Raw genomic sequence first — 12273 nt, 5'->3', positions numbered from 1 at the left:
TCTCCGTAGAAGTCTCTGAAGTCTCTTGGTTCCGCCGGAAGTTCAGATGCGCTCGATGACGGTCGCGACGCCCATGCCGCCGCCGACGCACAGGGTCGCGAGGCCGTACCGCTTGTCCTGGCGCTCCAGTTCGTCGATCAGGGTGCCCAGGATCATCGCGCCGGTCGCGCCGAGCGGGTGGCCCAGGGCGATCGCGCCGCCGTTGACGTTGACCTTGTCCAGGGACAGGCCCATGTCCCGCACGAAGCGCAGGACGACCGCGGCGAAGGCCTCGTTGATCTCGACGAGGTCGATGTCGTCGATGGTCAGCCCGGCCTTGGCGAGCGCCTTGCGGGTGGCGGGCGCGGGGCCGGTGAGCATGATGGTGGGCTCGGAGCCGGAGACGGCGGCGGAGACGATCCGCGCGCGGGGCGTGAGTCCGTAGCGCTCGCCGACCTCCGGGGAGCCGATGGCGACCAGGGAGGCGCCGTCGACGATGCCGGAGGAGTTGCCCGCGTGGTGGACGTGGTCGATCTTCTCGACCCAGTGGTACTTCTGGAGCGCGACGGCGTCGAAGCCGCCGAGGTCGCCGATGTCCGCGAAGGACGGCTTCAGCTTGGCCAGTGAGTCGGCGGTGGTGCCCGGGCGCAGGTGCTCGTCGTGGTCGAGGACGACCAGGCCGCTGCGGTCCTTCACCGGGACGACGGAGCGGTCGAAGCGGCCTTCCTTCCAGGCCGTCGCCGCCCGCTCCTGGGAGAGCGCCGCGTACTCGTCTACGTCGCGGCGCGAGAAGCCCCCGATGGTGGCGATGAGGTCGGCGCCGATGCCCTGCGGGACGAAGTTGACGGCGAGGTTGGTCATCGGGTCGTTGAACCAGGCGCCGCCGTCCGAGGCCATCGGCACCCGGGACATGGACTCGACGCCGCCCGCGAGGACGAGGTCCTCCCAGCCCGAGCGCACCTTGGCGGCGGCCAGGTTGACGGCTTCCAGGCCCGAGGCGCAGAAGCGGTTCTCCTGTACGCCGGCCACCGTGTCCGGCAGCCCGGCGGCGATCGCGGCGATCCGGGCGATGTCGGAGCCCTGGTCACCGACCGGGCCGACGACGCCGAGCACGATGTCGTCGACGGCGGCCGGGTCGAGGCCGGGGAAGCGGTCGCGGATCTCGTGGATGAGGCCGACGACCAGGTCGATCGGCTTGGTGCCGTGCAGGGCGCCGTTGGCCTTGCCGCGGCCGCGCGGGGTGCGGATCGCGTCGTACACGTACGCTTCGGTGCTCACAGGGAGGCCTTTCGAGGTGAGGGTCTGCCGAGCAAGGGGCTTTGGCCGAGCAGGCGAGCCCTAGCCGAGGAGGGAACGGCCGATGATCTCCTTCATGATCTCGGTCGTCCCGCCGTAGATGGTCTGGATACGGCCGTCGGTGAAGGCCCGGGCGACGGGGAATTCGCTCATATAGCCGTAGCCGCCGTGCAGTTGGAGGCAGCGGTCCGCGACCCGCTTCTGCAGCTCGGTCGCCCACCACTTGGCCATGGAGGCGTGCACGGCGTCGAGCTCGCCGTTGTCGTGGTCCGCTATGCAGCGGTCGAGGAAGGTGCGGGTGACGGCGCACTCGGTGGCCATCTCGGCCACCTCGAAGCGGATGTGCTGCTTGGTCGCCAGCGGCCGGCCGAAGGCCTCGCGCTCCTTGACGTACTCCGTGGTGATCTCCAGCAGGTGCTCGGCGGCGGCGATCGCGGAGACCGCGATGCTCAGCCGCTCCTGCGCGAGGTTCGTCATCAGATGGACGAAGGCGCCGTCGAGGACGCCGAGGAGGTTCTCCTTGGGCACGCGGACGTCGTGGAAGAACAGCTCGGCGGTGTCCTGCGCCTTCTGGCCGATCTTGTCGAGGTTGCGCCCGCGCTCGAAGCCGTCCATGCCGCGCTCGACGACGAGCAGCGACAGCCCGTGCGCACCGCCCTCGGGAGTCGTCTTCGCGACGACGATCACCAGGTCGGCGAGGATGCCGTTGGAGATGAAGGTCTTGGAGCCGTTGAGGACCCAGTGGTCGCCGCGGTCCTCGGCGTGGGTGCGGATGCCCTGGAGGTCGGAGCCGGCGCCGGGCTCGGTCATGGCGATGGCCGTGATCAGCGAGCCGTCGCAGAAGCCGGGCAGCCAGCGCTGCTTCTGCTCGTCGGTGGCGAGCGAGGTGAGGTACGGGCCGATGATGTCGTTGTGCAGGCCGAGGGCGAGGCCCGGGGCGCCCGCGCGCGTGAACTCCTCGGCGAGGACGGCGCTGTAGCGGAAGTCCGGGGTGCCGCCGCCTCCGTACTCCTCGGGGACGGCGAAGCCGAGCAGGCCCTGCTTTCCGGCGGCGCGCCAGGCGTCGCGGGAGACGATGCCGTCCTTCTCCCACTGCTCGTAGTGCGGCAGCACCTCCTTGGCCAGGAAGCTGCGCACGGTCGCGCGGAACGCGTCGTGCTCGGGGGCGAAGATCTGCCGCTTCATGCGAGGCCCTTCATCAGGTCGGGTACGTCCCAGTCGCGTGCCACGTCGGCGGTGTCCGCGCCGGGCCGGGCCGGGCCGGTCCGTACGGCCGTCGGGGTGGCGGAGAAGCGGGGCGCGGGGGCGGGCTGGGTGATGCCGCCGTGGTCGGTGAAGGTGCCGCGGGCGGCGAGGTGCGGGTGGTGCGGGGCCTCGCGCAGGGACAGGACGGGGGCCACACAGGCGTCGGAGCCCTCGAAGGCGGCCGTCCACTCGTCCCGGGTACGGGACTTGAAGCGGGCCGCGACCGCCTCGCGCAGCTCGCCCCAGCGGGACCAGTCCTTACGGGCGTCCGCGTGCTCCTCGATGTCGAGCAGCCGCAGGAACTCGGCGTAGAACTGCGGCTCCAGGGCGCCGACCGCCATGTACTTCCCGTCGGCCGTCTCGTAGGTGCCGTAGTAGGGGCAGCCGCCGTCGAGGAGGTTGGCGCCGCGCCGGTCCTGCCAGCCGCCGGCGGCGAGCATGCCGTGGATCATCGCGGCCAGGTGGGAGGTGCCGTCGACGATGGCGGCGTCGACGACCTGGCCGGTGCCGGTCGCGCGCGCGTGGTGGAGGGCGGCGAGGACGCCGACGACGAGGTAGAGGGAGCCGCCCGCGTAGTCGCCGACCAGGTTGGCGGGGACGGCGGGCGGTTCGTCGGGGCTGCCGATCATGCCGAGGGTGCCGGTGAGGGCGATGTACGCGATGTCGTGGCCGGCGCGGTCGGCGAGCGGCCCGTCCTGGCCCCAGCCGGTCATGCGGCCGTAGACGAGCTTCGGGTTGCGGGCGTGGCAGGCCCCGGGACCGACGCCGAGGCGTTCGGCGACGCCGGGGCGGTTGCCCTCGATGAGGATGTCGGCGCGGGTGGCGAGGTCGAGGACGCGCGCGGGGCCGTCGGGGGACTTCAGGTCGACGATCACCGAGCGCTTGTTGCGGTTGGTGATGTCGTACGCGGTGTCGATGGCGAGTCCCGTGCCGCCGGGACGGTCCACACGGACCACGTCCGCGCCCAGGTCGGCGAGGAGCATGGCGGCGAACGGGCCGGGCCCGATTCCGGCCAGCTCGACCACGCGCACGCCGGTGAGCGGGCCCTGTCCTGGCGTCGTCGCCATGCTGCCCCCAGGGGTATGACACTACTGCTGTAACACCAGCGATGCTAAGAACATGCACCGACGGACACAAGAGCAAGCGCTTAGGAAGTTACCCGCCGGAAGCCCGGCCGCGAACCCGCCGCGGCGCAATCAGCGCCCGTCCAGCTCCACTGTCAGCCGCTTCGGCGCGATCGTGCGGTAGCTCTCCTCCACCCAGTCGCACAGCAGCTCCGCCGCCGGGGAGCCCTTCTGCTCCAGCGGGATGCTGACCCAGCCCGCCTTGCCCAGGCCGTAGCCGGCGGGTTCGGCGCCGGGGCAGGTCAGGGCGTGGGCGTGGGCGGACTCGTCCTTGAGCTTCACCGTGACGCCCAGTGGATGGCTGCCGTCGTCGACGCCGAGGAAGACGAACACCTTCTTGTTGACCTTCGCGACCGTCTCGCCCCACGGGTGCTCCTCGACGGCACCCGGCATCCCGAGCGCGAACTCGCGCACTTTTTCCCACTTCTTCAGGGCAGACCTGGGCACGGCCACCGCTTACCTCCGGGCTCGTCGTCGGGCTCCGCACACCTCACGCTAGCCTCGGCCACCGACAACGGCGCGTGCTGCGAGACCGAGGGGTGTCATGACCAGGCTGAAAAGGGCGGATCGCCCGTACGACGTCGTGCTCTTCGGAGCGACGGGCTTCGTCGGGGTCCTCACCGCGGAGTACCTGGCCGCTCAGGCGCCCGAGGGGCTGCGCTGGGCGATCGCCGGGCGCAGCAAGGAGAAGCTGGAGCGACTGCGCGAGCGGCTGCCGGGCGGCGATGAGGTCGGGTTGCTGGAGGCGGATGTCGCGGATCCGGCCTCGATGCGCCGACTCGCCGAGCACGCGCGCGTGGTGGCCAGCACGGTGGGGCCGTACGTGAAGTACGGCGAGGACCTCGTCGCGGCCTGCGCGGAGACCGGGGCCGACTATCTCGACCTCTGCGGTGAGCCGGAGTTCGTGGACCTGACGTACGTCCGGCACGACGCACGCGCGCGTGAGACCGGTGCGCGGCTGGTGCACGCCTGCGGCTTCGACTCGATTCCGCACGACCTGGGCGCGTACTTCACCGTCCAGCAGCTGCCGGAGGGCGTGCCGCTGACGGTGGACGGGTTCGTGACCGCCGACGCCATGTTCTCGGGCGGCACGTTCGCGTCGGCGCTGAACCAGTTCTCGCGTGGGCGCCAGATGCTGTCCGCCGCGCGTGACCGGGCCCGCCACGAGCCGCGGCTGATGGGGCGCCGGGCGCAGGCGCCCTCGGGTGCGCCCAGGTTCGCCAAGGAGGTCGGCTCCTGGGCGGTACCGCTGCCGACGATCGACCCGCAGATCGTCAAGCGCTCCGCGCGGGCCCTCGATCGGTACGGCCCCGACTTCCGCTACCGCCACTACGCCGCCGTACGGCATCTGCCCGTCGCGCTCGGCGGGGTCGCGGCGGTCGGCGCGCTCGCCACGGCCGCCCAACTGCCGCCCGCCCGGCGCTGGTTGTCCGACCGGCTCAAGCCCGGCGAGGGGCCGGGCCCCGAGAAGCGCGCGAAGAGCTGGTTCTCCGTCCGCTTCGTCGGCGAGGGCGGTGGCCGGCGCGTCTTCACCGAGGTGGCGGGCGGTGACCCCGGGTACGGCGAGACGGCGAAGATGTTCGCCGAGTCGGCCCTGTCCCTGGCCTTCGACGACCTGCCGCCGACGGCCGGTCAGGTCACCACGGCGGTCGCGATGGGGGACGCGCTGACGGAGCGGCTGCGGACGGCGGGGATCACCTTCCGGGTGGCCGCGACCCGCTGAACCGGCCCCGCACGACCCGCGGGACGGGCCCTACAGGGTCCATCCCGCCACGGTGAAGATCATCCCGCCGATCCAGGCGAGCCCCGCCACCACGGCGAGAACCAGCGCGGCCGTCACGGCACGCTCGACGGGACGGTCGGGGTCGGCGAGGGGCTTCGGGGCACGGTGCGTCGTCATGCGTCACAGCCTGCCGATCATGGCGGGGACCGGCATCCGTACAGGTACTCAGACGACGTACTCAGCCGGGACCGGCACTCACCCTCTTCAGCGCCTGCCGGCACAAGGAGTCCGCACGGCGGGTCGTCTCCGGCAGGCGGTACTCGGGGGTGAGGGCGAGTGTGTGGGCGCAGGCGTTGTCGAGGCTCGTCCGGTGGCCGACCGAGACGAAGACCGGCTTGACGGTGTCGCGGGTGCGCAGGGCGCGGCCGACCTCCTCGGCGCCCGCGAGGAGGGGCGCGGCGGCGCCGCGCTCGGGGCCCGGGTCGTCGTACGTGAAGGTGAACGGGTTCTTCGCGACGCCGATCGTCGGCAGGCCGGTGAGGACGCCGAGGTGGCTGGCGAGGCCGAAGCGGCGGGGGTGGGCGAGGCCGTAGCCGTCGCAGACGACCAGGCCGGGTGGGCAGGGCAGGGCGTCGAGGGCGGCCAGCACCGTGGGGATCTCACGGAAGGCGAGCAGGCCGGGGACGTACGGGAAGGAGATCCGGCCGACGGCCGTGGCCTCGGCGACCACCTCCAGGGTCGCGGCGTCCAGCACGACCGCCGCGGCCGCGACCACGTCCCGTTCGTCGTCGTAGGCCACGTCGACGCCGGTCACGTGGCCGGATCCGGGCGGCGGGCCCGGCTCGTCGAGGACCACCCGCTTCCGTAGTCCGTCCTGGACGGCGCGGGCCTCTTCCTCGGTCGCGGGCCAGCCCGCGGGAATGCTTACGGTCGTCATGGTGGGCACGAGCGTACGGGGACGGCGCCGGATGCGGCGGGCCCAGGGGTAGGCTCGCGATCATGTTCGTGCTGGAGCTGACCTACACCGCCCCGATCGAGGCCGTCGACGCCGTGCTGGAGGCGCATGTGGCGTGGCTCGACGAGCGGTACGAGCAGGGGGTGTTCCTCGCGTCCGGACGCAAGAACCCCCGCGACGGCGGGGTGATCCTCGCCGTCGCGGAGGACCGCGGTCGCATCGAGGAGATCGCCGCGGGGGATCCGTTCGTCACCGCCGGGGTCTGCGCCTACCGCATCACCGAGTTCGTCGCCACGAAGACGGCACCGGAACTTCAGCGGTACCGCGAGACACCCCGCTGAACCTCACTTGCCCAGCGCCTGCTTGAGCTGGCTCTTGTTCATGTCCGAACGCCCGTGGATGTTGCGCTTCTTGGCCTCCTCGTACAACTGGTCCTTCGTGGGTCCCTGGGAGCCCTGGCCCGACCGCTGACCGCCGCGCTTGCCCGAGGACATGTCCTGGGTGGACGTGCGGCTGGCGGACTTGGACTCGCCGGACCGGGCACGCTCCTTGTTCACCGTCCGCGCCGCGATCTCCTTGGCGCGCTTCGTGCTCTCGCCCCGGTCCTGGGCGCTCTCCTTGATGTGCTCGTACTGGCGTTCCCGCTTGGGGCTCGAACCGCGTGGCATGTCGGGTCACTCCTCTCGCAGTCGGCGCCCGAGTACCCACTTTCCGGCGTCAGCTCTCCAGACGGGCGACCCTGCCCTTCTCCCCCGCGGCCCAGCAGCCCAGGTCCGGCGTGCAGTCCACGGTGTCGTACGAGCCGGTGTCGACGGTCCGCCAGGTGCGGCCGCCGTCGGTCGTCAGGTCGGTGCCGGTGGGGCCGACCGCGAGGGCGGCGGTGCGGCTGTGCGGGAGCCAGGCGACGCCGGACCGGTAGGCGGGCGGAGGCGTGGCGGCGGGCTGCCAGCGGTGACCGGCTTCGTGGGTGCGTGCGGCGGCCTGCGGGGATACCTGCTCGGGGCGGTAGTCGCCGCCGACCGCAAGTCCGTGCGTACGGTCGCGGAAGGCGAGGGCGAAGACACCGCGGGCCGGGTCGCCCGCCGGGATCGGTGTGTCGGAGGCCGTCCAGGTCAGCCCTCGGTCGCGGGAGTGCAGCACACGCGCGCGTGCGGCTCCGCCGGTGGCCAGCCAGACGTCCTTCGGCCCGGAGGCGACCAGACACTGCCCGCTCGCCGCGAAGCCCGCCTCACCCGCCAGGGCGGCGGGCATCCCGTCGTCGGGCAGCACCTCCCAGGAGCGGCCGCCGTCACTGGTCGACAGGATGCGGAACCTGCCGTCGACCGGGTCGCTCATCGCCAGTCCGTGGCGGCGGTCGAAGAAGGTCATGCAGTCGTAGAAGGCCCGCGCGTCGGTGTTGCGGAAGGACTCCGTCCAGGTCGCGCCGCCGTCGTCCGTGCGGTACACGCGGGACGCCTCGCCCTCTCCGATGGCCAGCACCACGGCGCGGCGCGCGTCGAACGCCTCGACGTCCCGGAACTGAAGCTCGCCGGCGTCGGGCGGAGAGACGTTCCGCCAGGTTCCGCCGCCGTCGGTGGTGCGCAGGACGGTGCCCTCGGTTCCGGCCAGCCACGCGGTGTTCCGGCTGACCGCGGACAGACCGCGGAAGCGCACCTCGGGCGTGCCGCTGTCCTTGAGTTCCCAGTGCGGCGCCCGGCGCTCCGGCTCGCGCGCCTGCGCGGGTACGGCCGTCAGCGCGGCCAGCGCCGCCCCGCAGGCCACCCCCGCGGCCACTGTCCGAAACGTACGCCCCGACCGTCGCGTGATCCCCGAACGCCTCATGGCGGGCGAAGCTAGCCCAGCGCCCCGGCGGCGTCCAGACGGCCACAACAGTCACAGGTGACTTTCCCGGCACAGGGGGACGTACGAGTCACCCCTGTGCATGAAGGCGGTGACAGAGGTCACTCGCCCTCCGTGTGCACCGATTGGCCGATTCCATCGTCTCTACCGGTGCCCGGTCTCGTCCGCCCGGATGTTCGTCCAGCTGTCACAAGGGAGCAAGGCGTTGTCCTCCGTCATCGAGCAGCCCGTTGAGGCCCGACTCGTCGCCGCCGCGCCGCGGATGCCGAGCATTCCCGCGACCCTGCACTACGACCGGCGCGATCCGTTCGCCGTCCGCATGACCTTCCCGGCCCCGGCCACGCTGGAGGGTGTGGAGGTCTGCTGGACCTTCAGCCGTGAGCTGCTCCTGACCGGCCTGGAAGGGCCCGAGGGACACGGCGACGTCCGGGTGCGGCCGTACGGGTACGACCGCACGGTACTGGAGTTCCACGCGCCGGAGGGCACGGCGGTCGTGCACATCCGCTCGGGTGAGGTCCGGCGGTTCCTGGAGGCGACGAGCGAGCTGGTGCCGCTGGGGCTGGAGCACCTTCAGCTGGACCTGGACCGGGACCTGGCGGAGCTGATGCGGGACGCCTGCTGAGGTCTCCCGGAGCGTCCTGGTGCGGGGTGTGCGGCCGATGCGGCCGTCCTCTCCCGTGAAGGAGACGTCGGCATCGAGGCCGTCCCAGCCGGTGAACCACCGCGGCGGGGCGGTTCGGACGACAGCCCCTGGCGGCAGGCCCGGTCTCCAGGTCATGGGCAGTTCATGGACGCCGTAGATGGCCATGTCGTGCCGGAACGGCAGGTCTTCCAGAGCGCGGGCGAGCCGCAGGCCGGGCAACCGCCGGATCACCGCGGGAATGGCTTCCTGGAGTTCGACTCGGGCCAGTGCCTGGCCGACGCACTGGTGGGAGCCGTAGCCGAAGCCGACATGGGGCACGGACGGGCGGTCGAAGTCGAGTTCGTCCGGGTTGGGGAAGACGCTCTCATCCCGGTTGGCCAGCGGGAGCGCCGCCACCACCATCTCGCCGGCGTGCACCGTGACGCCGCCCACCTCGACGTCCTCGGTGGCGATCCTGCCCAGTCCGAGCTGTGTGACGGTGTGGTAGCGCAGCAACTCCTCGACGAGCAGGGGGATCCGCTCCGGGTGTTCGTGGACGACGGAGAACTTCTCCGGGTGCAGCGCATAACTCACCAAGGACAGCGAGATGGTGCTGGCCGTCGTGTCGTAGCCCCCGACGATGAGCATGAGGATGACGCCGATGGTCTCGTGGAAGGTGAGCTGCTTCTCCTGGTAGGGGCCCGTCACCAGGCGCCGGATCAGGCTGTCCTCGGGCAGTGCGGAGAAGTCCTGGACGAGTCCGGCGATGTACTCGCCCAGTGTCCGGAACACCTCGGCGCCCTCGTCCTCGCTCCCCACCGCCGAGACCACGCCCTTGACGCACCGGGTGAGCAACGCGCGGTCCCCGGCCGGAATCCCCAAAAGCCGGAAGACGGTCGCGGAGGCGACCGGGACGGCGAAGGCCTCAAGTATGTCCTGGGGAGGCGCGGTCTCGGCGAGCCCGTCGAGCACACCGTGGACGATCTCGCGGATCGCGGGGCGCAGCAGCTCGATGCGCTTGGGCAGGAACTCCCGTGCGACGGTGCCCCGCAGGCGCCGGTGGTCGGGGTTGTCGGTGCGTACGAACGGCGGTGCCGCGGCCTGCGACTGAAGCGTCGGAGTGAGTTCGGTGAAGTCGGGCCGACGCGAGTCCGAGCTGAACCGCCTGTCCTGCAGCAGGGTCCGCACATCCTCGTACTTGGAGAACACATGCGCCGGTGTGCCGTTCCACAGACCGACCTTCGCCACCGGGCAGGACTTGGCCTCGGGGTAGATGTGATAGGGCTCCAACGGCGAGTCCGCCGGGTGCGCCCGGGTGGCCGGAGATTCCATGGTGTCGTTTCCTTTCAGGACCGCGGGGCCGGGGCCGTACGGAGTCGTGGCGGCGGATCATTCACGGACGGACGCCGGGCGCATGTCCGTCCACTCCTTCTCGATGTACTCAAGGGTGCTGTCGCGGGGGCTCGGCCCGTTCACGGAACGCCACCCGGAGGGAATGTCGGCGAAGTTCGGCCACAGTGAGAACTGGCCTTCCTCGTTGCGGAGTACGTGGAACTGCCCGTCGTGGTCGTCGAAGGGTGAGGGCACGGTGAGTTTCTCCTAGCTCCGGCTCGGTGTTGGGGAGGGGCGGACGGCTACGGCCGCGGTGAGGAGGCCCGCCGTTCCGAATCGGTGAGGATGTCCAGGGTGTGAAGCGTTGCGTCCGGGTCACGTACCGCGGCGGACAGCAGCAGGAGGTACCGCTGGAGGAGGAGTTCCACGGTGTCCTGGGTAAAGAGGTCCGAGCTGTACTCGGTGCGGCCGGTGAGGCCCTGGGCATGGCCGGCGCCGTCCCGGCTCTCGTCCCAGTCGAACATCAGGTCGAAGCGGGCCGTTCCGGTGTTCGGGGGCGGTTCGGGGGTGATGGTGACGAGGTCGGCCCGATGGCCGTCACCGGGCGGCGCGTGCACGACGAGGGCCGTCTGGTACAGCGGGTGACGCGCCGGATGGCGTGCCGGGTTGACGAGATCCACCACCTGGTCGAACGGGACCTCCTGATGGGTGAAGGCATCGAGGTCCACGGCACGGGTACGGGCGAGCAGGGTGCGGAACGTCGGGTCGCCCGAGGTGTCCACGCGAAGGACGACACTGTTGGCGAACAGCCCGACGAGGTTGTCCAGCGCGCCATCTCACCCATGGAATCCGGAAGTTCATCGTCCGGCAGGACCGGCCGACCCGCTACCAGCTTCCGTCCGGCTGTCCATCTCCGCAGCACAACGCGCATAGCGGACCTGGCATCCAAGAGCTAGGCATCGGTCACCGATCGACACGATTTCGTCGGGTATGCCCCTCCATGATGAAGGCGTGCCAGCGCACGACCTTCAAGAGAGAGGAATCGCGGTGCCACGGCGCCCCCGCCACCAAGGCGGACAAACCATGTGAGCGTGGTTCTTCTCCAGCCCGCTTCGTCTCGTCGGGCCTCCACCGACGGGCCGGGTTCACCCCCTCGCTGGACATTCCGCCGGCGATGTCGCGCTGCCCGCCCCGGTTTACGTATGCGCCGTGGCTGACGACCACGGGATCGAGGTGCTCGCCTCCCATCCCCGACATCCCTGCCGCGTTCCCCCCTCTCCGCATCCCTTTTCGACTACCCCAAGGAGCCCCCGTGACCGCCTCATCGCCGCTCGCGGACCTGTCCATCGTGCCCGACCCCTACCCCGTCTACGCCGGCCTGGCCCGGCGGGAGCCCGTCCACTGGGTCGAGCGTCTGAACGCCTGGGCGGTCCTGACGTACGCCGACTGCGCCGCAGGACTGAAGGATCCCCGGTTCACCGCCGACCGGGGGACGGAAGTGCTGGAAGCGACGACCTCACCGAATCCGTCCTCGGCCTCGGCCTCGGCTGGCAGCGCGGCCCCCAAGGGCCGTTCGACGTCCTGCCCCTGGTCATCGACACCCCCGATGACAAACCCCGGCTCTTCGAGCTGCCGCGGGAGGTGGTCCTGGAGGTCCCGATCACCCACCCCGACGTCCCACGCCTGGCCGAACTGGGCCTGCGCTGGCACGCCGTACCCGTCATCTCCAACATGCGCCTGCGCATCGGCGGGATGGACTACCCTCTCGCCCCGTTCAACGGCTGGTACATGGGCACGGAGATCGGCGCCCGCAACTTCGTCGACGAGGACCGCTACAACCTGCTCCCCGCCATCGCCGCCTGCCTCCGACTGGACACCAGCAGCGAGTCCACCCTGTGCCGCGACCGCGCCCTGGTCGAGCTCAACGTCGCCGTCCTGCACTCCTTCGAGGCCGCGGGCGTCCGCATCAGCGACCACCACGAGGAGTCCCGGCGCTTCCTCGCCCACCTGGCCAAGGAGGAACGCCAGGGCCGTACCGTACCCGCGGACTGGAGCTGGATCGTCCCCCCGCTGTCCGGCGGGATCACCCCCGTCTTCCACCGCTACTACGACAACGTCGACCAGCGCCCCAACTTCTACCCCCGCCAGTGAGGCCCGT

The 12273-nt window shown here is 71.2% G+C and carries 12 protein-coding genes and 3 pseudogenes; 4 read left to right on the top strand and 11 right to left on the bottom strand.

Annotation, left to right across the window (positions count from 1 at the left end; translation table 11 throughout):
* Nucleotides 1-42: 42 nt before the first annotated feature.
* From ADK36_RS06235 to ADK36_RS06220, 4 genes are all read right to left on the bottom strand, one after another.
* On the bottom strand, nt 43-1257 hold the full coding sequence (locus ADK36_RS06235; protein WP_048580906.1) for an acetyl-CoA C-acetyltransferase: 1215 nt from the start codon (nt 1255-1257) through the stop codon (nt 43-45).
* 60 nt (nt 1258-1317) lie between these two features.
* Nucleotides 1318-2460 carry an acyl-CoA dehydrogenase family protein gene (locus tag ADK36_RS06230; protein WP_048580907.1) on the bottom strand — a complete coding sequence of 381 codons (1143 nt, stop codon included), beginning with the start codon at nt 2458-2460 and terminating at the stop codon, nt 1318-1320.
* Nucleotides 2457-3587, bottom strand: coding sequence for a CaiB/BaiF CoA transferase family protein (locus ADK36_RS06225; RefSeq protein WP_048580908.1), 1131 nt, complete (start codon nt 3585-3587; stop codon nt 2457-2459). Before ADK36_RS06225 ends, ADK36_RS06230 begins: the two co-directional genes overlap by 4 nt.
* A gap of 129 nt (nt 3588-3716) precedes the next feature.
* On the bottom strand, nt 3717-4097 hold the full coding sequence (locus ADK36_RS06220) for an MmcQ/YjbR family DNA-binding protein (protein ID WP_048580909.1): 381 nt from the start codon (nt 4095-4097) through the stop codon (nt 3717-3719).
* 91 nt (nt 4098-4188) lie between these two features.
* Here ADK36_RS06220 and ADK36_RS06215 point away from each other — a divergent pair, with 91 nt between their 5' ends.
* Entirely contained in the window at nt 4189-5367 is a 1179-nt protein-coding gene (locus ADK36_RS06215) for a saccharopine dehydrogenase family protein (protein WP_048580910.1), read from the top strand.
* Between the two features lie 30 nt (nt 5368-5397).
* Here the strand turns inward: ADK36_RS06215 and mmpA are convergent, their stop codons facing one another.
* Entirely contained in the window at nt 5398-5544 is a 147-nt protein-coding gene (mmpA, locus tag ADK36_RS49410; RefSeq protein WP_167366184.1) for a morphogenic membrane protein MmpA, read from the bottom strand.
* Nucleotides 5545-5605: 61 nt separating this feature from the next.
* Nucleotides 5606-6304, bottom strand: a complete 699-nt coding sequence (locus ADK36_RS06210) for an endonuclease V (protein WP_048580911.1) — start codon at nt 6302-6304, stop codon at nt 5606-5608.
* A gap of 62 nt (nt 6305-6366) precedes the next feature.
* Between ADK36_RS06210 and ADK36_RS06205 the strand changes: the two genes are divergently transcribed.
* Nucleotides 6367-6663, top strand: coding sequence for a YciI family protein (locus ADK36_RS06205; protein WP_048580912.1), 297 nt, complete (start codon nt 6367-6369; stop codon nt 6661-6663).
* Between the two features lie 3 nt (nt 6664-6666).
* Here ADK36_RS06205 and ADK36_RS06200 read toward each other — a convergent pair whose 3' ends face one another.
* Together ADK36_RS06200 and ADK36_RS06195 are read right to left on the bottom strand one after the other, a co-directional pair.
* Nucleotides 6667-6990 (bottom strand): hypothetical protein, encoded by a 324-nt coding sequence (locus tag ADK36_RS06200; RefSeq protein WP_030053957.1) that lies wholly within the window; start codon nt 6988-6990, stop codon nt 6667-6669.
* Between the two features lie 49 nt (nt 6991-7039).
* The gene (locus tag ADK36_RS06195; RefSeq protein WP_053196656.1) at nt 7040-8143 is read right to left on the bottom strand and encodes a WD40/YVTN/BNR-like repeat-containing protein; all 1104 of its coding nucleotides are present in this window, start codon (nt 8141-8143) and stop codon (nt 7040-7042) included.
* Nucleotides 8144-8366: 223 nt separating this feature from the next.
* Here ADK36_RS06195 and ADK36_RS45895 point away from each other — a divergent pair, with 223 nt between their 5' ends.
* On the top strand, nt 8367-8783 hold the full coding sequence (locus ADK36_RS45895) for an SsgA family sporulation/cell division regulator (RefSeq protein WP_048580914.1): 417 nt from the start codon (nt 8367-8369) through the stop codon (nt 8781-8783).
* A 147-nt stretch (nt 8784-8930) separates the two neighbouring features.
* On the opposite strand, the pseudogene ADK36_RS50910 reads toward ADK36_RS45895, so the two are convergent.
* The 3 genes and pseudogenes from ADK36_RS50910 to ADK36_RS06180 all read right to left on the bottom strand — a co-directional run.
* A pseudogene (locus tag ADK36_RS50910) lies at nt 8931-10115 on the bottom strand (cytochrome P450); the annotation flags it as partial.
* 57 nt (nt 10116-10172) lie between these two features.
* Nucleotides 10173-10370 (bottom strand): thaxtomin biosynthesis NRPS accessory protein TxtH, encoded by a 198-nt coding sequence (gene txtH / locus ADK36_RS06185; RefSeq protein ID WP_053196654.1) that lies wholly within the window; start codon nt 10368-10370, stop codon nt 10173-10175.
* Nucleotides 10371-10417: 47 nt separating this feature from the next.
* Nucleotides 10418-10951, bottom strand: a pseudogene (locus tag ADK36_RS06180) (condensation domain-containing protein); the annotation flags it as partial.
* Nucleotides 10952-11624: 673 nt separating this feature from the next.
* On the opposite strand from ADK36_RS06180, the pseudogene ADK36_RS06175 reads away from it, so the two are divergent.
* Nucleotides 11625-12266: pseudogene (locus ADK36_RS06175) on the top strand (nitric oxide synthase oxygenase); the annotation flags it as partial.
* Nucleotides 12267-12273 lie beyond the last annotated feature (7 nt).

Source organism: Streptomyces viridochromogenes (assembly GCF_001270495.1).
Classification (GTDB): Bacteria; Actinomycetota; Actinomycetes; order Streptomycetales; family Streptomycetaceae; genus Streptomyces; species Streptomyces viridochromogenes_A.
The sequence above is the reverse complement of the archived record's forward strand: the minus strand, read 5'-3'. Positions and strand labels throughout refer to the sequence as shown.